Origin of the sequence: Marinobacter sp. 3-2 (genome assembly GCF_003751355.1) — a bacterium.
GTDB lineage: Bacteria > Pseudomonadota > Gammaproteobacteria > Pseudomonadales > Oleiphilaceae > Marinobacter > Marinobacter adhaerens.
The window spans coordinates 159,380-183,811 of record NZ_RJUQ01000020.1; the positions used below are offsets into that span (position 1 = coordinate 159,380).

At 52.5% G+C, this 24,432-nt stretch carries 20 protein-coding genes; 9 read left to right on the forward strand and 11 right to left on the reverse strand.

Annotated features, from left to right (window positions below):
- Nucleotides 1-69: 69 nt before the first annotated feature.
- From EDB94_RS20455 to EDB94_RS20465, 3 genes are all read left to right on the forward strand, one after another.
- Nucleotides 70-1,020 (forward strand): DegV family protein, encoded by a 951-nt coding sequence (locus tag EDB94_RS20455; protein ID WP_108019316.1) that lies wholly within the window; start codon nt 70-72, stop codon nt 1,018-1,020.
- Nucleotides 1,021-1,159: 139 nt separating this feature from the next.
- A complete protein-coding gene (locus tag EDB94_RS20460) occupies nt 1,160-2,194 on the forward strand; it encodes a hypothetical protein (protein WP_108019315.1) in 1,035 nt (344 codons plus the stop codon).
- A gap of 56 nt (nt 2,195-2,250) precedes the next feature.
- Nucleotides 2,251-2,889 carry a LysE family translocator gene (locus tag EDB94_RS20465; RefSeq protein ID WP_014576519.1) on the forward strand — a complete coding sequence of 213 codons (639 nt, stop codon included), beginning with the start codon at nt 2,251-2,253 and terminating at the stop codon, nt 2,887-2,889.
- A 71-nt stretch (nt 2,890-2,960) separates the two neighbouring features.
- On the opposite strand, the gene fdxA is transcribed toward EDB94_RS20465, so the two are convergent.
- From fdxA to EDB94_RS20510, 8 genes are all read right to left on the reverse strand, one after another.
- The gene (gene fdxA, locus EDB94_RS20470; RefSeq protein ID WP_008170541.1) at nt 2,961-3,284 is read right to left on the reverse strand and encodes a ferredoxin FdxA; all 324 of its coding nucleotides are present in this window, start codon (nt 3,282-3,284) and stop codon (nt 2,961-2,963) included.
- A 150-nt stretch (nt 3,285-3,434) separates the two neighbouring features.
- Nucleotides 3,435-6,080 carry a DNA mismatch repair protein MutS gene (gene mutS, locus EDB94_RS20475; protein ID WP_108019314.1) on the reverse strand — a complete coding sequence of 882 codons (2,646 nt, stop codon included), beginning with the start codon at nt 6,078-6,080 and terminating at the stop codon, nt 3,435-3,437.
- Between the two features lie 9 nt (nt 6,081-6,089).
- Nucleotides 6,090-7,367 carry a site-specific integrase gene (locus tag EDB94_RS20480; protein WP_108019313.1) on the reverse strand — a complete coding sequence of 426 codons (1,278 nt, stop codon included), beginning with the start codon at nt 7,365-7,367 and terminating at the stop codon, nt 6,090-6,092.
- Entirely contained in the window at nt 7,340-7,528 is a 189-nt protein-coding gene (xisR, locus tag EDB94_RS21040) for an excisionase family protein (RefSeq protein ID WP_108019312.1), read from the reverse strand. Before xisR ends, EDB94_RS20480 begins: the two co-directional genes overlap by 28 nt.
- A 508-nt stretch (nt 7,529-8,036) precedes the next feature.
- Nucleotides 8,037-8,369, reverse strand: coding sequence for a hypothetical protein (locus EDB94_RS20490; protein WP_108019311.1), 333 nt, complete (start codon nt 8,367-8,369; stop codon nt 8,037-8,039).
- A gap of 623 nt (nt 8,370-8,992) precedes the next feature.
- A complete protein-coding gene (locus tag EDB94_RS20500; protein ID WP_108019309.1) occupies nt 8,993-9,238 on the reverse strand; it encodes a hypothetical protein in 246 nt (81 codons plus the stop codon).
- 322 nt (nt 9,239-9,560) lie between these two features.
- Nucleotides 9,561-9,992 carry a hypothetical protein gene (locus tag EDB94_RS20505; RefSeq protein WP_108019308.1) on the reverse strand — a complete coding sequence of 144 codons (432 nt, stop codon included), beginning with the start codon at nt 9,990-9,992 and terminating at the stop codon, nt 9,561-9,563.
- A gap of 648 nt (nt 9,993-10,640) precedes the next feature.
- The gene (locus EDB94_RS20510) at nt 10,641-11,210 is read right to left on the reverse strand and encodes a hypothetical protein (RefSeq protein ID WP_108019307.1); all 570 of its coding nucleotides are present in this window, start codon (nt 11,208-11,210) and stop codon (nt 10,641-10,643) included.
- A gap of 793 nt (nt 11,211-12,003) precedes the next feature.
- Here EDB94_RS20510 and EDB94_RS20515 point away from each other — a divergent pair.
- The 5 genes from EDB94_RS20515 to EDB94_RS20535 are packed head-to-tail and all read left to right on the forward strand — an operon-like array spanning nt 12,004 to nt 20,424.
- On the forward strand, nt 12,004-13,989 hold the full coding sequence (locus tag EDB94_RS20515) for a class I SAM-dependent DNA methyltransferase (protein WP_108019306.1): 1,986 nt from the start codon (nt 12,004-12,006) through the stop codon (nt 13,987-13,989).
- Nucleotides 13,986-15,383: a restriction endonuclease subunit S gene (locus EDB94_RS20520; protein ID WP_108019305.1), complete on the forward strand. Its 1,398-nt coding sequence runs from the start codon at nt 13,986-13,988 to the stop codon at nt 15,381-15,383. Before EDB94_RS20515 ends, EDB94_RS20520 begins: the two co-directional genes overlap by 4 nt.
- The gene (locus tag EDB94_RS20525) at nt 15,380-16,297 is read left to right on the forward strand and encodes a GIY-YIG nuclease family protein (RefSeq protein WP_108019304.1); all 918 of its coding nucleotides are present in this window, start codon (nt 15,380-15,382) and stop codon (nt 16,295-16,297) included. Before EDB94_RS20520 ends, EDB94_RS20525 begins: the two co-directional genes overlap by 4 nt.
- A gap of 44 nt (nt 16,298-16,341) precedes the next feature.
- Nucleotides 16,342-19,509, forward strand: a complete 3,168-nt coding sequence (locus EDB94_RS20530; protein WP_108019303.1) for a type I restriction endonuclease subunit R — start codon at nt 16,342-16,344, stop codon at nt 19,507-19,509.
- Between the two features lie 36 nt (nt 19,510-19,545).
- On the forward strand, nt 19,546-20,424 hold the full coding sequence (locus EDB94_RS20535; RefSeq protein ID WP_108019302.1) for a hypothetical protein: 879 nt from the start codon (nt 19,546-19,548) through the stop codon (nt 20,422-20,424).
- A 447-nt stretch (nt 20,425-20,871) separates the two neighbouring features.
- Here the strand turns inward: EDB94_RS20535 and EDB94_RS20540 are convergent, their stop codons facing one another.
- Entirely contained in the window at nt 20,872-21,882 is a 1,011-nt protein-coding gene (locus tag EDB94_RS20540) for a hypothetical protein (protein ID WP_108019301.1), read from the reverse strand.
- A gap of 729 nt (nt 21,883-22,611) precedes the next feature.
- On the opposite strand from EDB94_RS20540, the gene EDB94_RS20545 reads away from it, so the two are divergent.
- Nucleotides 22,612-23,139: an HNH endonuclease family protein gene (locus tag EDB94_RS20545; protein ID WP_260312648.1), complete on the forward strand. Its 528-nt coding sequence runs from the start codon at nt 22,612-22,614 to the stop codon at nt 23,137-23,139.
- Nucleotides 23,140-23,144: 5 nt separating this feature from the next.
- Here the strand turns inward: EDB94_RS20545 and EDB94_RS20550 are convergent, their stop codons facing one another.
- Both EDB94_RS20550 and EDB94_RS20745 read right to left on the reverse strand, forming a co-directional pair.
- On the reverse strand, nt 23,145-23,894 hold the full coding sequence (locus EDB94_RS20550) for a DUF1828 domain-containing protein (RefSeq protein ID WP_108019299.1): 750 nt from the start codon (nt 23,892-23,894) through the stop codon (nt 23,145-23,147).
- Nucleotides 23,891-24,349, reverse strand: a complete 459-nt coding sequence (locus EDB94_RS20745; protein WP_123499317.1) for a hypothetical protein — start codon at nt 24,347-24,349, stop codon at nt 23,891-23,893. Before EDB94_RS20745 ends, EDB94_RS20550 begins: the two co-directional genes overlap by 4 nt.
- Between the last annotated feature and the right edge of the window lie 83 nt (nt 24,350-24,432).

Sequence of the window (24,432 nt, forward strand, 5' to 3'; positions counted from 1 at the left end):
CGGCACAAAGAATAACGACAATAAAGGGGGGCTTCCGTTCGAGAAGCTACCCGGAGCTGGAGGCCCACCATGCGAGTTGGTTTGATCGTCGATTCTGCGTGCGACTTACCCTATGAGTTCAGCCGCAAGCACGACCTGTTCGTGCTGCCGGTAACCGCTGTAATCGATGGCCAGACCTACATAGACAAGCATGATCCGGTTCGGACCCAGGAGTTCTACCAGAGCGGCCTGTTGCAGAAAGGGCATCAGGCGGAAACCCGCGCCTTCACCGCAGAGCAGATACACGACCTGTTCATGGAGAAGATCGTCACCCAGTTCGATGTTGCTATCTGCGAGACGGTCACGAAATCCCGAAGCCTGATTTTCCAGAATGCCACCGAGGCTATGAACAGTGTCCTGGCGAATTACGAAGGTGCGCGGGAGGCCGCCGGTCGTGATGGCCGGTTCTTTATGCGTGTGATCGACAGTAAACAGATTTTTGCCGGCCAGGGCCTGCTGGCAGCCCACACGCTCAAGCTGATTGACCAGAATGTGTCCAAGAATGCCCTGCGCCATGAGGTGGAAACCTTCAGCGACAAGATCTACACCTGCGTCATTCCGAGGGATCTGCACTACATCCGTGAACGGGCACGGCGTCGTGGTGACAAGAGTGTGTCGGCGCTGGTTGCCTTCCTGGGCAAAGCACTGAACATTACGCCGGTTATCTTCGGGCAGGGGGCTGAGGGCCAGCCTGCGGCCAAAACCCGGAGTTTCGACGTGGCCGTGGAAAAGGTGATGAACTATGCCGCTGCCCGTGTCGAAGCCGGGCTTCTGACACCCTATGTAAGCCTGTCCTGTGGTCTTACCTGGACGGAGATCGAGGATTTGCCCGGGCTCAACCGACTGCGCGATGCTTGCGAACGCAATGGTGTGGAACTGCTGCTCTCCCAGATGGGGATTACCAGCAGCATCTACATTGGCCCCGGCAGTCTTTGCCTCGCACTTGCTGCGGAACCCCACACCTTCAACGATTTTCAGTAACTCCTTCTCAGGGTGCGTGACTGAAGCATACTGGCCCGGCCGCGCCTCTCCACCTGTAGTTTTGGCAAACCTGCCAGCGTTTCGTTCGTGTTAGCCTCTGGCCTGTGTGTTTCATTTCTTCAACAGGACAACTGACGCCATGACCAAAGGCAAAACGGATCTCGCCAACCAACTGCTTGAGCAGCATGTGAAACATGAGCTGGCTTCGCTAAAGGGCGCTAAGCTGCGCAAGTTCCTGGAGCAGGAGCTCGATGAGCTCTGGCATTATGCCGGCGAGATAACCCTTGGCCGGATAACCTCGGAAGAGCAGGTGATGGGCGTTATCCAGCGTATCGTTATGGACATGGAACTGGATGCAGGCATTCCGGAACTGGCCGCGGAGATGGCCACCGAGGTGCTCAATGCCGATGTGCAGTCAAAGACCACCCTTGGCGAGATCATCACCCGCGAACAGGCCACGGGCTTTCTGGAGGAAGCTCTGGAGCTCCGGCAGCAACGTGAACGGGTGATCAGCGAGATCATGGCGCACCCGGTCTATCAGGAGCTGGTGTCCAATGTCGTTTACCACGGCCTGGTGAACTACCTGTACGAGGATAACCTGATCACCAAGTCTGTGCCGGGCGTTGGTTCGATGATGAAATTTGGCAAGCGGATGGCCAACCGGGCGGTGCCGGGGCTGGATGAAACCTTTGAGCGTCGACTGAAAGCCTGGTTGTCTGACAGCCTGCCCGGTTTGATCAGCCGCAGTGAGCAATTCCTGCACAGTGCCCTGTCTGATGAGGAGCTGCGCGACAGTGTGATGGCCGCCTGGGTGTCTCTGGAGGATCGCACCATTGCCGAGCTTCACGAGGGGCTCGGAGACGTGCAGCTGCAGGAGTTTGTGGTGCTGGGCTATGAGTTCTGGCTGCAGTTTCGCAAGACCGGATACTTTGAGAACTGTGCCCGGGCCGTGGTTTCCCACCTGTTCGACAAATATGGCGAGCGCCCGCTTACAGACCTGCTGGGCGATATGGGGGTGAGCCGCGAGGTTGTTATGGCGGAGATAGATGCCTACGCAATTCCGGTTATAGACGTGTTGCGTGAAGAGGGCTATGTTGAGGCCCTGATTCGTCGGCGCCTTGCGCCATTTTACAAGTCCGCCGCTGCGCGTAAGATTCTCCAGCAGGAGGCCTGAGTCTGAGATTGTCGGCAGGGCCCCGGGGAAGGTTTCGTTCAGGATTTTGAGAGGGCATGACGTTGATATCGGATCTGTTCTGGGCCTATCTGGTTGCCATTACATTGCTCACCATCACGCCCGGTGTGGATACCCTGCTGGTGATGCGTAACACCGGCCGGGGCGGTTTGCGGGATGGGTGCGTGACCAGTGTCGGCATCTGTAGCGGCCTGTTCATTCATGCCACGCTCTCGGCGCTGGGCATCTCGCTCCTGTTGGTGGAAACCGCCTGGGCATTTTCTGCATTGAAGTGGGCCGGCGCTTGCTACCTGGTCTGGCTCGGCATCGGTTCGTTGCGCCAGGCCCTTCGCAGGGGTGACGCGCCTGCGGCAAAGGATGTAACGGTCGCCCGCCGGAAGGTTGGCTTGGCGGTGTCCTTTCGTGAGGGCCTGCTATCCAACGTTCTTAATCCCAAAACCGCGCTGTTCTACATGGCTTTGCTGCCACAGTTTGTGGATCCGGCAGGCAACGCCTTTCAGCAATCGCTGATGCTGGCCGGTGTGCATTTTCTGCTGGCAATGCTCTGGCAGTGTGGTCTGGCCTGGGTGGTGGTTACGTTTCGGAGTCTTGGTGTAAACGCGCGTGTGAAGCGAACGCTGAACGGCCTGACGGGAGGGTTTTTCGTGGCCATGGGCGCCAAGCTGGCCAGCACCTGACGCAATCATGGAGCTTCAGGCAAAGAAAAAGGGAAGCCTCGGCTTCCCTTTTTTGTTCCAGTTCCGGATGCTTACTTTTCCAGATACTGAAGCTTGTTCGGCTTGCCATCCCACTCTTCAGCGTCTGGCAGCGGATCTTTCTTTTCGGTGATGTTCGGCCATTTGGCGGCCAGATCGGCATTCAGCTCCACAAACTGGACCTGATCGGCCGGCAGCTCGTCTTCCGAGAAAATGGCTTCGGCCGGGCACTCTGGCTCGCACAGGGCGCAGTCGATACATTCGTCCGGGTCGATTACCAGAAAGTTCGGTCCCTCGTAGAAGCAGTCTACCGGACAGACTTCCACGCAGTCTGTGTACTTACACTTGATGCAGTTATCAGTAACGATAAACGCCATAGTCAGATCCCTGGTCCAGTGGTCGGTCAGTCTCATCAGGAGCGCCGTCGGGCGCTGCCGTTATATTTTGGTGCGCGATATTGTAGGGAGCGACCCGCACAGCCGCAAGCGTTCGACTGCTATAACCTTATTACACAGATCAATTCTTCGCTATTTCTTCATCAACGCCTTCAGTTCGTAAAGCTGATTCATGGCATCCCGGGGGGTTAGTCCGTCGAGGTCCATGTCTTTAAGTGCCTCTTCCACGGCGCTGGGCTCCAGGCTGGCGAACATGTCGCCCTGGTAAACGGATTCATTTACCTTTGTTGCCGGCTTGGCCAGGGATGCGTTGTTGCCCTGTTCGGCGGCCGAGGCTGCCGGCGCCGCTGGCGAAGCGCTGCCCTCCAGGTGGGAGAGCTGGGTTTTGGCGTTACGGATCACATCCTGTGGCACGCCTGCCAGCTTTGCTACCTGCAGACCGTAGCTCTGGCTTGCCGGGCCATCATGCACGTTGTGCAGGAACACGATGCTGTCGTCGTGCTCAGTGGCCGTGAGGTGCACGTTAACGGCATGCTGCAGCTCATCGGCCAGCTGGGTCAGCTCGAAATAGTGGGTGGCAAACAGCGTGTAGCAGCGTATCTCCCGGGCAAGGTGTTCGGCAGTAGCCCAGGCCAGGGACAGGCCATCAAAGGTGCTGGTGCCACGACCAACCTCGTCCATCAACACCAGGCTGTGCTCGGTGGCGTTGTGCAGGATGTTGGCGGTTTCGGTCATTTCCACCATGAAGGTGGATCGGCCGCCGGCGATATCGTCCGAGGAACCCATGCGGGTAAAAATCCGATCCACGGGGCCGATCACTGCCCGGTTGGCGGGCACGAAACTGCCGGTGTAGGCGAGCAGGGCAATCAGCGCGGCCTGACGCATATAGGTGGATTTACCGCCCATGTTCGGGCCGGTTATCACCAGCATGCGGCGCTGGGTGTCCATTAGCAGATCGTTCGGTACGAACGGCTCGTCCAGTAACTGTTCAACCACCGGATGGCGCCCTTCTTCAATGTCAAAACCCGGGGATTCGCTGAACTCCGGCGCGGAAAAGCGCAGGGAGGTGGCGCGCTCGGCAAAATTACTCAGCACATCCAGTTCTGCCAGTGCCTGGGCGGCATCCTGAAGTGGCGCAAGTTGCCCGGCGACGGTTTCCAGTACGTCATCGTACAGGCCTTTCTCACGGGCCAGGGCCCGGCTCTTGGCACTAAGGGCCTTGTCCTCGAACTCCTTGAGTTCCGGCGTGATGAATCGCTCGGCGTTTTTCAGGGTCTGCCGGCGAATATAATCCACCGGCGCCTGATCGGACTGGGCCCGGCTGATTTCGATGTAGTAGCCGTGGACCCGGTTGTAACCTACTTTGAGGGTGCTGATACCGGTGCGATCCCGCTCCCGGGTTTCGACATCCAGCAGATACTGGCCGGCGTTTTCGCTGATGTTGCGCAGCTCGTCCAGCTCCTCGTCGAAGCCTTCCCGGATGACCCCGCCTTCACGGATCACGACCGGGGGATTGTCGATGATGGCGCGCTCCAGCAGATCCGCCAGTTCCGGGTATTCCCCAATGATGGTCGCCAGCCTGACGACGTGGTGGGAATTGACCGGTTTCAGGGTTTCCTGCAGGTCCGGCAGGGCCTGGAAGGCATCCCGAAGCCGCGCCAGGTCTCTTGGCCGGGCCGAACGAAGGGCGACCCGTGCGAGCACGCGCTCAATGTCGCCAACAGCTTTCAGCAGATCGTGCACCGGCTCATAGTGGAACCCGTCCAGCAGCGCCGATACTGCCTGCTGACGCTGGCGGACGATCTCCACATCCCGAAGCGGCCGATTCAGCCAGCGCCGGAGTTCCCGTCCACCCATGGATGTGGCAGTGCGGTCCATGACCCAGGCGAGGGTGTACTGGTGGCCGCCCATGAGATTGGTGTCAATTTCCAGATTGCGACGGCTGGCAGCGTCCAGGATGACTGCTTCATCGCGCCGTTCGCGGGTCAGCTTGCGAATATGGGGCAGGGCGGTACGCTGGGTTTCCTTGGCATACTGCAGCAGGCAGCCCGCGGCACAGACGGCGAGATTGAGTTCCTCGCAGCCGAAACCTGTCAGGTCCCTGACCTGAAGCTGATGGGTAATAACCCTGCGGGCCGTATCGGATTCGAAGAGCCAGGGCCCCTGACGGCGTATTCCGGTGAAACCCTCCAGAACGTCCTCGTAGGGAAAATCCTCGCTGATCAGGATTTCCGCCGGACGCAGGCGCTGCAGTTCGCCCTGCAGGGCCTCCAGGTTTTCCAGCTCCGACACGGCAAAACGGCCGCTGGAAATATCGAGCGAGGCAAAACCGAACTGCTCCCGATGGTTATAGATAGCCACCAGTAGATTGTCCCGTCGATCCTCCAGGTAGGCGTCGTCGCTCAGGGTCCCCGGTGTGACGATCCGCACCACCTGTCGCTCAACCGGACCCTTGCTGGTGGCAGGATCTCCGATCTGTTCGCAGATGGCGATGGATTGACCTGCCCGAACCAGCCGGGCAATGTAGCCCTCAGAAGAGTGATAGGGGATGCCGGCCATGGGGATCGGATTGCCGCCAGATTGGCCCCGGGCGGTGAGGGTAATATCCATCAGCTCGGCCGCTTTCTTGGCATCTTCATAGAACAGTTCGTAAAAGTCCCCCATGCGGTAAAAAACCAGTTCATTGGGGTGCTGGCCCTTGATCTTCAGGTACTGCTGCATCATTGGGGTGTGCTTGGATAACTCGCTGGAGGGCGCTTCGTTACTGACTTTCGGCATACTTCCTCATTAGCTTGGGGCAATCGTGGGGCAAAACGCACCGCTTTTCTGCAACTGTTGCCAGATGAATTCCGCCTCGTTTTCAGATTCTGAATCCATCCACCGGCCATAGACTTTCACCAACATGGAATAGTCCTTGTGGCCCATCTGCTTTGCAATGAACGCAATGTTACCATGGGCAGTCAGAGACCAGCAGGCGTAAGTGTGTCTGGTTTGATAGGCCACCCGACGTCGGACACCCGCCCTTGACAACAGCTTCGCCCATTTTCTGGCCCATGATCCAACTTGCATCCGAGGAGTGGCGACAGATTTATTTCGGGCCTGCAATGGTGTGACCAGTGGTGTGAGCGTTTCCTGGCGCGTCTGGTGGCGGCTGATCTCAACGGTCTCCTGCTTTGGTTTTGCATTCTCGGTCATTTTCAGCAAAGCGTTTACGGCCTCCATGGCGGGAGGAACCAACCAAATTTTCCGAGCCATGCCAGTCTTCGGTACCTTTAGAACCTTGGAGGCAGTCACTGAACGGCGAACATGCAGCAGGTTGCCTTTCACGTCTTCTCTTGCCAATGCACAGAGCTCCCCGGGACGTAGGCCTGCGTAGACCGCTAACGTCACCAGCGCTTTATCCTGGGCGTGTAGGCAGCCTTTCTCGATGATCTGCTTGTATTCATCCAAAGTGAGCGGGTCTGGATCCTCTGCCCGATTTTTGAAGAAGACCGCTTCCAATGATCTGGTGACGTACTCGTTTGACCGTCCCCATTCCACCATTCCGTTCCATGTGGCTAGGTAATGGTTAACTGTGGCGGGTTTTCGACTCGCTATCAGGCGAGCTCTGAGTTGGTCAACATCCTCGGGCATCAACGTGTTGACCGGCACAGACCAGCCAACCATCTCGCCACAGACTTTGAGAGCCACCTTGTATCTCCGTTCGGTTTCTTCAGTGATATCTGTGGTCTTAACCAACAAATACCGGTCATACAACTCCTTCAGTGTGATCTTTCGACTTGCCGGAGTGTTCCGAGACTTTGCCGACTCAGGAAAATGCACTGCGTAGTCGAATGTGCCTTGGCGGATCTCCAACTGAATGCTCTTACGTTTGTTGACCGCATATTCAACATTGGAAAAGGTTAACGGTATCTTCAGTGTTTCCCGGCATCGTTTGCCTTCATACATGAAATCAATTCGGAGCGCTTCACCCCGCAGTTCAATGCCTGGTGACTGTTGAACCAACTGTTCAATCGCTTTGCGTTCCTCCTCAGGGCTTAAGCTGCCCTTCCTAGTTCTACCCATTTGTCTATCTCTTCAAGGTTGTACCAAAAGGATTTGTCTGGCCCGACTTTCCACTGTCGACTCTCAATCCATTGGGATCTTCGGAGTCTTACTTGTTCTTTGGTGAGGCCAGTGAGTTCGGTTAGTCTTCGTTCAAGTACCCAGCGGGGTTGATTCATCATCTACCCCCCGCGTTGGTGTATTGGTTGGGCTTGTTGTGGCTGTACCGTCTATTGGTACTATTGGGTGTGCAGTAGTGCGTTGTATTTTGTTTGTACATGGGTTTAGTTGTTTGATTGATTAAGCGGTTACACGTCATCAACGAAGTTGCTGGACTGGTGCAAACGGTTGTTGAGAGGTAAGGCGTGGTATTGCTGGATTAGAGTCGACAGCTAGTAATCTGCGATCTGCGGATTTACAAGAAAGGCTCTTGTTCAAGAAGATTCAGTTCTTGCCGGCGGTCAAGTTGACTCGTGATGTGGCAATTTACGGCCTTGAAGGCTAAGTGCCAGTTTTGAACAGGTTGCTATAAGGATTCTGCTCCCCCAGCGAAAGACCTGCTTAGGTTCGCCGGACAGAAAATGCTGAGGGTGGCCGATAACGGCAGATCTTGTTGAAGGGTTGAGGTCAGATGTCGTCCATTATATCCAACCCCTCTCCGATGCCCCCTGAAACCAAGGGGCAGCAGTATTATTGGTTCTTTTGTACGTCTTGGCAGACGTTGTACCAATAGACTGCGTATTGATGAACAGCGTCCTGCTTTGCCTGGGGATCAACGAGGACTGGTTTAAGGTAGGCCTGGTTCACGATTTCCACGTTGACACTATGTATTGCTGTGCCTTTCTCGTAGGCGTCGTCGATTATTTCAATCAGTCGACTACGTAGCTGTCCGGTTTGTCGGTATTCCATGACAACTGTGGCCATATCCGCGTGATCCATACAGGTGCTAGGTTCATATTGCTCAAGAGCCTGTACGGGCAAGCAAATGGTCAGTGCCAGCATGGCAAACAACAACTTTTTCATGGGTACGTCCTTGGTTCTTTGAATAGGAAGGCGCCAGACAATCCCGAACAAACTCGTCGTGCATGAGCCGGTGATGCTCCCAGGCGTAGTACTGGTGCTCGGAAGAGCCTTTTGGGTAAGGGTTTTCGTCTGACGACAGGCCATTACGCCAGTCTTCCCTCAAGTGCCTTCCGCTATGCTGACATTGCGGGAAGCATGAGGGCTTTTATCAACTTAAGTCAGTCTCAAAAGTTCCCCAGCGAGCCATTTATATAGCCCGAGTGCTTACGCAAGTCCATATATGCATGAGGTTTTCAGGTACTTGGAGCTCTTCGGAGGGCTGTTAGTGGTTTAAGATTCATTTCCGGCGTCTTGGTAGCTTTCAGTCGGCATCGAGTCTGCTATAAGAGCCTCGCTATAGGCATAAATGTCAGACAAGCGGAAATATACTCTGGCAAGCCTTTCAGGATCTCTTTTGTGCCCTTTGGGACACCGGGGATCTGACTTTCTGAGCCTATCTAACTCGGAAACGCTAATTCCAAGTATAGTTGCGGCCTGCTTCTTGGGGATTTGAACGTGATATGGGTTTATATGTTTGTAGTCTAGTTGGTGCATGACTGCTCCTTTATCACTGAACGCTTGTTCTAATCGACAATGGGATCTGTGGGGGCTTCTTGTGCTCTGTTCATTATGTTTTCACTGTATTCGTAGATGTCAGAGAGTCGGAAGCGGGTGGTTGGCGGAAAGCGTTCCCAGTCTCTGAATCCTTTTGGGCAATGCTTGTCGCGTGCTCTTCGGTGATCCAGCTCTTCAGTAGTGATGCCCAGAATTTCTGCGGCTTCATGTTTGGCGACCTGAACGTAGTTTGGATCAAAGCGTGCCTTATACATGTGTGTTCCTCCTTTTATGTCGGGGTTTAATGTGAGTGGTTTGGGTAGCAGTACCTGAGAGGTGTTCTCTGCGCTGGTTTGGTTGGATTTAACCGGTGGTGATCCTTGTATATATGCCATGAAATGTCCTTAGCGGTTTATTGATTGGGGTTTTAGGAGGTTCAGTTGTGTAGAACTGAGGTTGTGATGTTGCGTCTTGGTTAACTGGATTGCTCATAGGCGTCTCTGAATCTCACGAGTGGAGTTCTGAAACCTTTGATTCCGATTGTTGGGATGTCTGGTTTGGTTGTTATCAGTTCGTGGTTTGATTAAAGCGGTTTGGTCAATGTGTTATGGGTTGAATGAAGTGGTCGGGCGCCTCTATGGAGTTAAAGTATGATTCCAGATACGGAATGATGAACTTAACTGCTCTCATGTACTTCTGAGCCTGCCGTTTATTAAGTCCAGTCATTGTTTTGATCTCTCGAGTGTTGATCACCTGTATGCATTGCAGAATGTTGAAGATCCGATTGATGTTCAGTGGCTTTGATTGGTTTATATCAAGGCTTGCGGCTCCTGCAATCAGTTCGTTTACTGTGCAACCAGGTGTGTTTGGTCTTACAGTCTGTATCTCTGTAAGAACGGTATTCTCTATGTTGGTTGAGCGTGGTTGTTTCTCCGTATTGGCTTTACCTGCATAACGAATTCTGTCCATTCCTGACTGACCTAGCCTCGCTGCCAGGTGTGTCATTTCTTCAATGGGTCTGATGTCCAATTGGTTCTCCTGTAAAACGACTCTTATATATAGGGGGAATTCCCCCCCGGTCCTCCGGTCTGTCGAACCGGCGGAAATTCCCCCGGCTCCGCTTCTCTTTTACTGACTTAATTCCGTCCTTTTGTTTGGTGCATGGAACGCCCGGAGGGCGTCTCAAACTTTCTCAGAACAGCCTTTCTTTGAATGTTTCATGAAGCGTCCGGAGGACGCCTTACAAGTCTCAGGATCTAATGAGGTGGCTTTGTTCCTTGGTTTGAGCTGTCCACCTTTGCCGCTGAGTGCCCAAGCCACGCAGCGGAGCGCAGTGGCGTCAGGGCACGGTGGCGGCAAAGGTGTGGAAGGTGTGAAAGCCGTTTGGGAGGAACGGTGTAGGTTTGTGGCTATTCGCAATGCACGCGTGGAGACATGTGCCAGTTCGAGTCTCTTTTACGGAACCGAACTCAGTGGAGAAACCGGTCATTAGACTGACTGGCCAGGTGTGTAGCGGTGTAGGCTGCCTGTGTAGATTGAGGAAAGGTTGCTGAAGTCGTGGGTCTGAGTGAAGTAGTACGAGGGTGGGGTAGTTCCCCCGAAAGGCTGGAAGGCCATACCGGGGGGGGGTACTTTGGTTTTTCTGTTCAGTCAGTCTTTACTGTGGCCGTAGGCATTTTAGGTATTTTCATCGCATGCGACGGACGATTTGGAAGGCTGCTTGAGCAAGAGTTCCTTTGGCTTCTCCTCTTCCGCCGTTGCCTCTGCTACGTCCGGTTCAGCTGAGACTGAGGGTGTGTTCACCCTTCTACCTTGGTTCCAGTTGTGTGAAATGGACTGGTTCCAAACATTCTGGATTTCCTTTTCATAAAGATGGTTTGGGTAAATGTAATAGGGCGACAGCATGAATGTGCCTGGGCGGAATCCTTGATCCACTCCTGCAACGCTGGTTACACCCTTGGTTGGAACCCTACACGCTAGCCCGTTGCCGGCCCGGCGCAGTTCGTCGATTGCCCTGCTGCGCCTATTAATCTCGCTACGGGGCAAGTTCTTGTTTGGCAGAGTTGCCGTGTAGGTCCGGTAGTCCATGTTGCGTTTGATTTCCAAGAACAGGTCTCTGGCGCCCTTGGAAAGGCTTCCTAATAGGTCCAGCAGGTCGGGTTCAGGATCTCTGCTGTTCCGCACCCGGATGAGCGAGATGCTTGTATATCGCCCTTTTCGTCTGGGGTAGTAGGGGCGGAACTCCATACCAGCTGGAGCTCCTACAATTTCAATGGTTTGGCTGTTTCGTTTTTTCCCGGACATAGGTTGGGTGGTTCTCTAATAACTAAAAAGTGTTGATTGTTTGGAGATAGATATCCAAAAAAACGTGAATTTAAGGTCTTCAAAGATCTGATTTAAAAAGATTTTAAGGCCAACTATATAAATTAGCGTAAAAAGCTGGTCAGTTCATCTGATTCAAGACGCGTCTGCAAAGGACAATGCTTACCCTCAATATCCTTTTCTACCTTCACCGAATGGCCGGAGGCCATCTACAGTTCTACTAGTAAGATTCGTTCACTCTGATCACGCAAGCCACTCATAAATCGAGTAAATAAGGTTGCTCAAACCTGGTTTCTGCCACGAATGATACCCGAGATAGTGTATCGGTTGTGTATGGTCACCATCCGGGCTGTCAGCCCAGTAAGTATGTCGGTCGGAGAAGTGTGAGGAATTTGTTGGCTTGCCACCGGGGACGCTTCTGGCGGAGTTCTGGCTTAGATTTGAGGTGGAGTTAGTATATCGGTGTCATACCGGTTTGCTCATGAGGGAGGATAGCCTATCGGTTGTCGTCTTTTTCTGAGGGGAGAATACTCACCATTGCCTCAGTGTTGATTATCAAGTAAAACCAATCGTCATATAGCAAGCGAACCAGTCGAGAGATGGCATGGCAAACGACATCGCTTGTCTCACCAGATTATTAGTCTGTCTGGATCCAAAGCCATTGTTTCTCAGAGCTTCTGGTCCAGTCGACGTATCGATATACAACGGAGTTTCACGGATGACCGAAGACAGAACAGCCCATTCCCAAACAGCCGCGTTTATTTGGTCAGTCGCGGATCTACTGCGGGGTAACTTCAAGCAGAGCCAGTACGGGCGAATCATCCTGCCATTCACGATACTTAGGCGTCTGGAGTGCGTTCTGGCTCCGACGAAAGAGAAAGTGTTATCCGCCGCCAACGAACATCAGACGAAACCGGATGCTGTCCGAGAACAGTTGTTGCTCAGAGCAAGTGGCCACGAATTCTTTAATGCCTCTCCATTGAACCTGGCCAAGCTATCGGACAGTCAAACGGCCGAAGATCTGATGAGCTACGTTCAGTCTTTCAGTAAGGACGCCCGAGAGATCTTTGAGCACTTTCACTTTGATGACTTTGTCCAGCAGCTCCAGTCTGAAGACCTGCTCTATCAAGTGGTTCAGCGGTTCGCCAGTTTTGACCTGAACCCACTGCGGATCAGCAACTTCGGTATGGGTATCATCTTCGAAGAGTTGATACGGAAGTTCGCTGAAAGCTCCAACGAGACTGCTGGGGAACACTTCACACCCCGGGATATTGTTCATCTGACTACGTCACTGGTTTTGACTGGCCAGGATGAAAAGCTCGAACCCAACAGTATTGTCACGATTTACGACCCGACAGCCGGTACCGGTGGGTTCCTGTCTGAAGGGGACGAATACATTCAGCAGATCAGTGAAGGCGTTACGGTTTCCTTGCATGGCCAGGAACTGAACCCTGAGTCCTATGCTATCTGCAAGGCGGACATGCTTATCAAGGGGCAGGGGATCAGCAATATCAAGCTGGGCAACACCTTGTCTGATGACCAGCTGGCGTCCAATACGTTTGATGTGATGTTGTCCAATCCCCCGTTCGGCGTGGAGTGGAAGAAGGTTCAGAAGCAGGTTACTGATGAACACAAGCATCGAGGCTTTGACGGTCGATTTGGACCTGGTTTGCCAAGAGTCTCTGATGGATCACTTCTCTTCCTGATGCACCTGGTTAGCAAGATGCGGGATCCCCGTGACGGTGGTTCCCGAATCGGCATCATCCTTAACGGCAGTCCATTGTTTACGGGTGGTGCAGGCAGTGGTGAGTCTGAAATCCGGCGCTACCTGCTGCAGAACGACATGATTGAAGCTATCGTCGCCTTGCCTACCGATATGTTCTACAACACCGGCATCTCCACCTACATTTGGATTCTATCCAACAACAAGCCTTCTGAGCGCAAGGGACTGGTTCAGCTGATTGACGCCACTGACCGAGCCAGCAAAATGCGCAAGTCACTGGGTAGCAAACGCCAGTTCATCAGTGAGTCTGATCAGGATGAGGTTGTCAAACTGTACGGGGATTTCCAGGAAACCAAGAAGAGCAAGCTGTTCCCGGTGGAAGCCTTCGGGTATCGGCGGATAACAGTTGAACGTCCCTTGAAACTGAACTTCCAGACCAGTGAGGAACGAGTAGGCCGGATCATGGATGAGAAGGCGATCCAGAAACTGGATCAGGGGGAGCAGGAGAAGATCTTAGCGGCCTGCAAGTCGATGGATGCGGAGACGGTTTACCGGAACCGTAAGGCGTTCCAGGAGGCGCTCAAGTCGGTACTAACCGATCATCAGGTATACCTGAGTGCCCCGCAACTGAAAGCTCTTCTGAGCGCTTTGAGTGAGCGTGACCCAGAAGCAGATGTCTGTACCGACAGTAAAGGCAATCCCGAGCCTGATACTGGCCTGCGGGACTATGAGAACGTACCCCTAACCGAGTCGGTGTATGACTATTTCGAGCGGGAAGTGAAGCCGCATGTGCCGGATGCCTGGATCGATGAATCCAAACGGGATGAGAAGGATGGTGAAGTCGGTATTGTTGGTTTCGAGATACCGTTCAACCGTCACTTCTATGAGTTCACTCCACCTAGGCCACTGAAAGATATTGATGCGGACTTGAAGCATTGTACCGACCGCATCAAGCAGATGATTGAGGGACTGTCTGCATGAGGATTCCAGCGTACTCGGCATACAAAGACTCAGATACCGACTTCCTGGGAAGTGTGCCCGCACATTGGAAATTAGAGCGCCTGAAGCATTGTGCTGAGGTTTTCCCAAGCAATGTTGATAAGAAAACTGTAGATGGCCAAGTTCCAGTAAAACTGTGTAATTACACTGATGTCTATTACAACGACATCATCGAAGCTGGATTGGACTTCATGTCTGCCACTGCGACCGAAGACCAGGCTAAACGCTTCGAGCTGCAACAAGATGATGTGGTGTTCACCAAAGATTCGGAGAGCGCTGACGATATTGGCATTGCGGCACTTGTTTCAAAGCGGTTGCCCGGAGTCATCTATGGCTACCATCTCTCGATAGCGCGTGCGAACGGATCTGCAGTGGGGGCATTTCTGCGACGGTACTTTGAGTCGCAAGAAACTAAGTCGTACTTCGCCATTTCTGCAAACGGTTTAACTCGTGTCGGGTTGGGTCAATACGCGGTCGATAATGCGCCAATAGCTCTTCCTACGGTTGAAGAGCAAACCAAGATCGCCCGTTTCCTGGATCATGAGACCGCCAAGATCGACGCCCTTATCCAAGAACAAGAGCGTCTTATTGAACTGCTTCAGGAAAAACGACAGGCAGTGATTTCGCATGCGGTGACAAAGGGACTGGATCCGGATGTGCCGATGAAGGACTCTGGGGTGGAATGGCTTGGTGAAGTGCCGGCGCATTGGGAAGTTACTCGCTTGAAGTTCGTCTCCACGATCATCGACTGCAAAAATAGGACCCCCGAATACTTCGATGATGGTGACTATTTGGTGGTAAGGACGTCAAACGTCAGGGATCAATCTCTCAGAAGAGAAGGCGCCTATTACACCGATGAGCAGAATTACCGGATATGGACACAAAGGGGTGTTCCCCCAGTGGGATCTATCTTATTTACGAGGGAAGCTCCTGCAGGAGAAGTATGTATTGTTCCCGAGGGTGTGCCACTTTGTCTCGGGCAAAGGATGATGAATTTTATTCCTGACGATCCGAGGCACACACGCTTCATTTTCGACTTCTTAACGTCGGATTGTCTCGTCCGTTACATGGAAAGCGTCGCGCACGGGAGTACGGTTTCCCATCTTCGTGTGGAGCAAGTTTACGACATTCCACTAGTTATACCGCCTATCGAAGAACAGGAAGCGATAGACCAAAAAGTGTCCATCATCAAAACTCGGTTCAAGAGTTTGATCGAAGAATCGAAAATAACCATTGAATTGTTGGTGGAGAGACGTTCAGCGCTCATTTCTGCCGCTGTTACCGGCAAGATCGATGTCCGAGCTTGGCAGCCACCGGCCGACGAGAGCGCCTTTGACGAGGAAGTGCGTCAGGCCGGCCTAGAGGAAGCGGTATGAGCCATGGTCGCGGTATCCGGTTGTTCCTGGTTGATGGTTCACCTAATGGCCTTCTGACCGCCGAGATTATGAACTGGACTGGCCATGCACTGACTGGCCCACGCACCAAGCTCACGGAACTGGTTCAGCGTCCAGAGTGCGGTCGCACAGGAGTGTACTTCCTGGTTGGTCCAGATCCAGACAATGCTATGCGACCACTTGTCTACATTGGTGAGTCTGATGATGTGGCGAAGCGACTCAAGCAGCACAACCGTCCCGAGGATCAGGGTGGTAAGGACTTCTGGGAGCGTGTTTGCCTGATCACCAGCAAGGACCAGAACCTCACCAAAGCCCACGTGAAGTATGTTGAGAGCCGGCTGATGGCGATTGCCAAGCAATCCGGGCGGTGTGGGTTGGTCAATGGTACGGCTCATGACTACACGGTTCTGCCTGAGGCTGACTTAGCCGATATGGCATTCTTCATTGAGCAGATTCGAATCATCCTGCCTGTACTAGGTTTCGATTTTTTGCGTGATCCCACAGCCTCATACTCTCCAGCCTCCTCAGAAGACGACATATCATTTGAAATGGAACTGCCGAAATACGGTGTTAAAGCCCAGGCCCGAGAAGTTGACGGTAGTTTTGTCGTAATGGGTGGGTCAGAGGCGCGACCTAAGTGGACGGCAAAAGCTAATGGCTATGGCAACCTCTATGATCAACTGGTGAAAGATGGTGTACTCGGTAAGGAAAACGGTGGCAAGCGACTATTCACAAAGGATTACGAGTTCAACAGTCCAAGCGCCGCTGCTGCAATCGTTGCCGGCCGCAACACGAACGGCCGCACGAAATGGCTCGTGAAGGGAAGTCAATCAACCTACGGCGACTGGCAAAGCGCCCAGGTGGATAGCCAAACCGTTGATGAACAAAACCAATAAAGAATAAGTCAGTTAAACCTGATCGGAGCAAGGAGCAGTTAGTCATGGCAGACGCCCGCGAGAGAGCCTTCCAGAGCGACATCATTGGAGCATTGGGTCAGCAGGGATGGTTGGTGGGCAAGGCGTCTGCATACGACAAAACCAACGCGGTCTACCCCGAGGACCTTGTTGGCTACTTCCAAGAGGCCTGGCCTGATCGCTGGCAGAAGCTGTGTAAAAGCAATCCCCAGAATCCTGAGAAAGTCCTGATTCAGCAAACCGTCCGGGCATTAGAGAAGCGTGGCACCCTCGATGTTCTTCGTCATGGCTTCAAGATTCCTGCCGTAAAGATCGACCTCTGCAGCTTCAAGCCTGATCACGGGATGAACCCAGACACTGAGCGCCGATACAAAGCCAATCGGCTTCGGGTCGTGGAAGAGGTGTCATACTCACCTCATGCTCGTGAAGGCGACTACAATCCGCGCCTGGATCTGGTTCTGTTCGTGAACGGGATTCCTGTCACCACGCTGGAACTGAAGAGCGAGTTCAAGCAGACCGTTGAACATGCCAAACGGCAGTACAAAAAAGATCGGCCAGTAAAGGATCCGTTGACCAGAAAGCCCGAACCGTTGTTGACGTTCAAGCGGGGGGTGTTGGTCCACTTTGCCGTGAGCCAGGATGAGGTGGCGATGACCACCAAACTGAATGGCAAAGACACGTTCTTCCTGCCGTTCAACCGAGGGACTGCTGATGGCGGTGCTGGGAACCCCAGAGCCGAGGATGAAAACACCTATGCCACCGCGTACCTCTGGGAACAGCTGTTTCAAAAAGACAACTGGCTCAGAGTGATCGGTCGGTTCCTGCACCTGGAAAAGAAAACCGAAGAGGATTTCTACGGAAACAAGAAGACCAAGGAAACGCTAATCTTTCCCCGCTACCACCAGTGGGATGTGGTCAATCAACTGGTTCAAACCACACAAACCGAAGGGGCCGGTAAGCGATATCTGATCCAACACAGTGCCGGTTCAGGTAAGTCCAACTCTATTGCCTGGTCAGCACACCAACTGGCTCAACTCTACGATCAGGACGGGCAGAAGCTGTTCAGTTCAATCATCGTGGTCACTGACCGTACCGTGCTGGACAGTCAGCTCCAGGACACCATCTACCAGTTTGAACACGCTCAGGGTGTCGTGCGGCCTATTTCCCGGGATCTGGGCAACCAGAGCAAGTCGGAACAGTTGGCCGAAGCCCTGGCCGAACAGACCCGGATCATCATTGTGACGATCCAGACTTTCCCGGCTTTGTTCGATGCCCTGGATAAGCACCCCAAGTTGGCTGCAGGGCGATATGCCGTCATAGCTGACGAGGCGCACTCCTCACAGACCGGGTCTTCTGCCACAAAGCTGAAGGCTATTCTCGGCGGCGACTTGCCGGAAGGTGAAGAGGTGAGTGCGGAGGAGTTGCTGGACGCTGCGGTTGCAGCCCGTAAACCGAGCCAGAAGATCAGCTACTACGCCTTCACAGCGACCCCTAAGGCCAAGACCCTTGAATTGTTTGGTCGTGAGCCAGACCCATCACAGCCTCGCAGTGAGACCAACAAACCCGAAGCGTTCCACGTTTACTCAATGCGTCAGGCCATTGAGGAAGGCTTCATCCTCGACGTGCTGAAGCGGTACACCACCTACGCAGTGGCTTGGAAGCTGGCGCATCCAGATGCAGAGGACGAAGAGGTCGATTCGAAGAAAGCCCGAACCACACTGGCTCGATGGGTGAGGCTCCACCCCCACAACATTAGCCAGAAGGTCGAGATTATCGTTGAGCACTTCCGGGAAAACGTCCGGCATCTACTGGATGGACAGGCTAAAGCCATGGTGGTGACCAGTAGCCGTCAGGAAGCCGTGCGTTACCAGTTGGCGATGCAGAAGTTCATTCAGGAAAAGGGCTATCAGGATGTGCATCCCCTGGTCGCGTTCTCCGGAAGCCTGCCGCCAGATGAGGAAATTCCTGAAGAGGTGACCGAGACCAGTTCCTTATTGAATCCGGGATTGAACGGGAGGGACCACGCAAAGGCGTTCGACACAGACGAATACAACGTGATGTTGGTGGCGAACAAGTACCAGACGGGATTCGATCAGCCTAAGCTCTGCGCCATGTATGTGGACAAGAAGCTGAAAGGGGTTGAGTGTGTGCAAACACTGTCCCGCCTGAACCGCCTTTTCCCAGGTAAGGAAACCTTCATCCTGGACTTCATCAACGACGCCCAGGAAGTGTTGGATTCGTTCCTACCCTATTACAACAAAGCAGAGCTAACGGGCGTCTCCGACGCTCAAGTAGTCTATGACCTTCAAGACGCCCTGGACACTGAACAAATCTACCATTGGAACGAAGTTGTCGGGTTTGCCTCAGCCTTTTTTGACCCGAAGGCGCAGTCATCAAAGCTCAGTTACTACTGTCAGCCAGCTCGAGAGCGCTTCAATAAACGGTATAAGTCGTTGCGGGATGAGCGCAGTGAGGTAAGGGCCCACCGGAAGCAGGCTGAGGCAGATGGCAACAACGTAGGCATTAAGCAGGTAGATGCCACGCTGAAAGAGATTGGCGAGGGATTGGATCAACTCGATCTGTTCAAGAAGAACCTGACCAGCTTCGTCCGGGCCTATGAGTTTCTATCCCAGATCGTATTCTTTGAAGACCCAGAGTTGGAACAGTTGTGTGTGTTCGCTAAACACCTGGCTCCGCTGTTGCGTCAGGAAGTGTTGGATGACGAAAAGATCGACATCTCCGAGTTGGAGTTGACGCACTACCGGATCACTAAGCGCAAGGAACACGAACTCAGGTTGGAAGGTGAAGACGATCCAGAAGGCCTGGATCCAATCACAGGGCTTGGTTCGGGTAAGCCGCACGATCCAGAAAAGAAACGCTTGTCAGAGATCATCGAGAAGCTGAACGACATCTTCGGTGCCGAGGTCAGTGATGACGACCAGCTGCACTTTGCCAATGGCATCGCTGATCGAGTCCGTCGAGATGAAGCCGTCATGGCTCAGGTGAATAACCACTCTACGGAGCAGGTAATGCATGGACTGTTCCCGAAGAAGCTAACCGATCTGGTTCTGGATTCAATGACCGATCACGAGAAGTTGTCGATGGAGGTCCTGGAGAACGAGGGGAGTCAGAGAGCGTTTGCTCTACTGATACTTCGACTGTTGAATGGTAACAACAACTCCAGAACGCTCTAGCGCGAATTACAACTACAAAAATGGTTGGAAGGTTGAGTGAAAGGCATTGTTTTGTGCGTTGCTGTCCTGTTATCACCATATATGAAAGCGGCCGAGGTAAGGACATCTGGAGATAGTTCAAATGAGATTCTTTGGATAAATGGCGAGATACAAGAAGGTCTGTACGCGGAGGTAAAAAAACAGATAAGGGCCAGGGGTCGATTGCCTGACAGGGTTCTCATCAGTTCTCCAGGTGGCAATGTTGAGGAAGCCATCAAGCTCGGGCAGTTTTTTCGAAATTCATTCACCACGGTTGTTCCAAACGGTGTATGTAACAGTGCCTGCGCATTACTCGTATTATCCAGTCCGATATTCGTGAGGGACGAGTCTCCGATAGGTCTCCATCGCCCTTACTTCATGCCTGACGTGTACCGTGATGTTAGCTTGACCGACGCAAAAAATATCCAAGATGACCTAGAGAGGAAATTCCGTGGATACCTCCTGGAGATGGGGGTGCGGGAGGGAATAATCGAAAAGGCACTGTCTAAGTCCTCGCAGGATATTTGGCAGATTACCATGCAAGATTTCGTCGGACTGAATGGGCAACCTTCGCACATCCAAGAATGGCTCAAGGCGCGTTGTCCACCGCTCACTAGAGAAGAAGAATCTGGTGTGGAAAACCTCCTTGCCTACGATTCCTTTTTACATTTCGTTGAGAACTGCCCCGAGTATGCAGATTCAGGTCGATTTAATCCTGACAATGGCTCATGTCGGCTTGCTAGATTTTATCACCAAGGATATCTGGAAGCTTTGAAGCTTGGTGCAGAAGGTCGAGCAGGGATAAGAAAGCGATCGGAGCAAGCTATGACCTGCCAAGACGATGCCATCCAGAGCGCTAGAGTGGAGTTTCTTAAAAAGACAGGCTTTTCTGAGTAGCTTTGGCTTACCGAGATGGAACCGCTTATGGCCCTTGACGCAAACTCTTACTTTAACTTGAGATATCTCTCACAGAGATCAGGCATCGATGGGGTAAGCTGTCACTTGAGCTTTTCGGCCAAGGTGCTGAGGTTCACAGCCGGCACGGATGCCAGGCGAACGCGACACCTGCCCAGTGGTGTGACTTGTCAGGGAGAGGTCTGGCCCCATTTTTTTGCTGGTCTACCTTCCGATGTGGTCAGATCGTCTTTAGTTAGGTCACCGTTTGACATGATACAGTGGCCTGTCTCAGGTCGAACTTGTTTTTTAAGACAAAAAGGGAACGTATACAGCGCTTTGGTACCGGCAATTGTCTCTGGCTCAAAGCTCCATGGTGTCGGATCTTTCAGTTTTGAGCAGGCCGAAATTCCGGGATAGAGTCAGTTTTCGAGTTACGAGTGCATTTGATCATTGCAGGGCACGTTTCAATATAAGAGACGAATACGCTCCCGATAACATCATCTGCCTTACCTCGCAGGGGTAGTTACTATTTGATGCTGTGAAGGTTTTCTTTAATTCTAGATACTCCATTACCGCTTCACGATTGGTCAGTTCCTTCATCCCTTCAATGCTGGCGATCCTTTCTTTATCTTTGTCAGTTAAAGCTGATGCAATAGATTCCGGATCGCTTGACCCATCTAAGATACAGCTCCCTGCAGAGGGAATGTGCATGATTCTCTCTCTTCGCGAGTTCACATGCACGTAGACTGTTTCATCTCCAAGAAACGGGAACGAAGCATAAATAACCACGTTTTTATCTGAATCGCCGGTCTCACGCAGATCAACTATATAGAAGGGTTCTAGCGTGCCATCGCCCATGTCCATGTCGATTTTCCGGACCATGTAGTCATTGCCTTCGCAGGCGTACATGACTTCCCCGTTTGATCTTTTAATCAGACGGAGAGTTGGCATGCACCGATCGCTTCCGTGTGCTAGGGAGCCATAGTCCATCTCTGTTTCTATACCATTCCGCGAACTATAGTCTTTCAGTCGTACATCGACGGAGCGCTTCTGCCCGACGTTCAGCTGGTAGGCGAGATCAGATTTGTGAGCGGGGATGCGCACAGTGAAGTCCGAGACAAACGATTTCGACCCTACGCACTTGAAGATCGCCAGAAAATCATTCGTCAGAGGGATCTCAGCAACTTCTTGTACGATGCCCGTTAGCGGGATCAGCTTGTCGTTATAAGCTTCCCATTCACGCTTTTTCTGGATTGCTGTCAAATTATCCTCTGCAAACATGGCATTGAGCTTTTTACAGCTGGTGACCGGAGCTAATTCCAAGCTTCTGTTTTTCAGTAAGCTCACACCATTTTCTATCCATTGATACTTCTTAAAGTAATCTGCAACCTCCTCCGAGGCATGGACGTTCACCGAAGCCATGCTGAACATCGCAAAAAACAGTATTATCAAACGCATGGGAGATCCTCTTTTTGAATTCGGGACTCTACACCACTTGTAGCGGACAAATCCAATATAGGGTCACGCCACAAAACGTATGGGCCGGCTGTAACGTTCAGCAGATCACGAACCACAGAAATAATACGTGTTCGGTTGTTAGGTCTGGAGATCCCAACCTGTTGCAGAAGTCACAAGTCTTATTATTTTTTCTCCGATTTTATTAGGATCCCACAGGGCGGCCAGTCAGAAGGCCGCAGCTTGGCAAGAAAATCAACTAATTTGGTGAGCAAAGCTTTATGTTTTAAAACCATCGAAGGAGCCTTTGTGACTTTCCTGGGCCATGGGTACCTTTACTGCTTGGTTTACAACATTGATAAGTCGGCGAGATCGATATTGTCTGCGTGATGGTAGGGCGTCAGCCTATGATTCGAGTGCTAACGTCCAAACCAGATGCTCTCGGCCGAGTAATTTAGTCTTTGTTCACCAATCCGGAAATGACTCTGGCAGTTCAGGCTTGATAAAAATGGGTAAATTATCTGAATGACTAGGCTTAATAAGCACCTGCGGTGCTTCGCTATCTGTTGGTGTGTTTTCTTTTGTAGTGCGGCGTTTGCCGGCGTTGTAAAGAAATCGAACAGTGGATTGTGTCATCCGCCAGCGAGTGGTTGGTACGAGCGAACCAAGGCATATCAGGCGTTTGATTCGATCGAAGCCTGTTTAACCTCAGGCGGTGAGCTGCCAAGTGGGATGTCTCTGGCTTCTCTGAAAGAACCCGAGGAGCGATCTGTTAACCAAACAGGCTATGATCGCTCGGCCTTCGGTCATGGATGGGATGACGCCGATGGAGATTGCCAGGACAGCCGTGCTGAGGCGTTGATTGTACAATCTACAACACAGGTCCGGTTTGCAGACGAGCGTCGCTGTAGGGTGGTCACAGGCCGCTGGATCAGCCCGTTCACAAGTAAGATCATCCAGAATAGCAGTGAGATAGACATTGACCATGTGGTGCCGCTCAAGTGGGCCTGGGAGCATGGCGCCAATACCTGGTCTCGAGAGAAGCGAGAGAAGTTCGTGAATGACCCTGTGAATCTTTGGAGTGTAGAGCTATCATTGAATCGCCAGAAAGGCGCTCGAGGACCGGAGGAGTGGCTTCCACCTTCTGGTCGGTGCCAATACGTGAGCAGGTTTTTTAGGATCGTAAAGTTATACGGTTTGAGGCTCTCCCAGTCACAGTTCAACCTTTACAAGCAGCAGATTGCGTCTTTTTGCGGCTGAACTCCTCAGTTTATGCTGGGAGAGGCAGCCCCGCCCGCACGGGCCTCTAAAGAAGTCAGAAGTGTCGCTGAGGCAATATCCATAAAGATTCCCATTTCTGAGCTTGCTTTATTAGCGTCAAAACGATCATCAAGGATCATCATAAACTTCATTTCGTTATCCAGTCTTGCTAGGTCATGGAGCTTACGAAGCTTCGCGCCGGTTGTAATGGCATGAGGCTTGAACGCATCGATGTAGGTATCCGCAACGAAGAAGTCGAAAGTGTATTTAGCACCGTGTGGCCCGGTTACGACTTTGTTTAATTCCGGTTGCGTTCGATATATGGCAGTTAAAAGCTCCTCGACATGGGCGTGAAGGGTAAGATCATAGTCCCCAGTTTCATGAATTGAGACTTCCCAGCTCACTACTTCCGCCATCATCAAAAGAAGTTCGCCAGGAATGGTAGCGACCTCGTCGGGCGGATAGAACTTTTTGAGCGTCCCTGAGTCATTTAACTCATAACCATATCTTGACGCTATGTTCTTGATTGGCTGCCAGCGTCGGCGGTCACCGAGATCGATGTCGTTGCATAGGATCTTAAAGATGGTGGCGCCGTCATCGCTCACAAGGCAGCCTCGCTCCTGCTCTATAACATAAGCGCTCAGGCAGGAACCATCGCTGAAATGATAGGGTAGTGAAAGGTACTGCATCCTACCTTTCGCGGTGTTAACCGACTGACATGTTAAAGAGTTCGACAGTAGCTCTTGGCAAATCATAGTATTGAACCGAGGAGGTCGCGTTCCAGCGGAGGAGCACTCATATCATTCTTATTATGGGACAGGACTCTAGCTTTTTCCTTAAAAATCTCCACCCACCTGGGGAGATTGTCTACGCCGAAATCATTGGCAATAGTCGAAACATGGTGTTGGTGGAGTGAGACCTTGCTGCAGTCTCCGAGATGGAAGTGCGGACCGTAGATGCTTTTGTGGACAGCATCGAAGTGGCTTCTTTCGAACTCTGGATGCACATCAAGCCCGCAGATCCGCGAGCGGAACCCACTCGAAAGGTTGATTCCCAAGTGGATGTACTCAAACCCCGTATCTTCGCCTAAATGATATCTTCCAAATAGCCGCATACCACGAATGGTTGCAAGGTTTTCGTCGAGCAATACCGAGGTGGCTACTAACTCGGTCGACTTGCTTGGCTTCTCCTGCCACTCTGTAGTGGTCAAGTGTTTTAGGCCACCGTCTTTTGAGCTTTCCAGTAGGCCTGTTCTGCCACATTCGGCGGCAATCCGCCGTTGTGTTTATGAGG